Below are 382 nucleotides of genomic sequence, written 5' to 3'. Positions count from 1 at the left end.
CGCTGGGGCGCCCCATGCAACACGTAATTGGGACATAGCCTTTTTTATGGCTGGCCGCAATGCTGGCGCTCGGGAGTGGCCGTCTGGGTGAGCGGATCGCGCATTCCCCGTCTTTATGCTCGCGGATCCTCAAAAACAAACACCCCGTTGCAGGCAACGGGGTGTTTCGTGCAAGCCGCCAGGCAAGGGGGCGGCCGACAGCGGCAGATCAGTTGCTCAAGGTAGAGAACAGGCTCTGTTCCAGGCTGCCGCGAGAGACGCAGACCGGGGTGACGGAGGGTGCCAGCACGCGCTCGCCGGAGGATTCGACGAAGTAGAGCTGGGTGTTGCCCTTGACGTTGACGGTCGCAACGCTGTTGTTGCCACTCTGGGTGATGATCAG

The sequence above is a fragment of the Aeromonas sp. HMWF014 genome (genome assembly GCF_963878295.1).
GTDB classification, from domain to species: Bacteria; Pseudomonadota; Gammaproteobacteria; order Enterobacterales; family Aeromonadaceae; genus Aeromonas; species Aeromonas popoffii.
Note: the sequence above shows the minus strand (reverse complement) of the source record.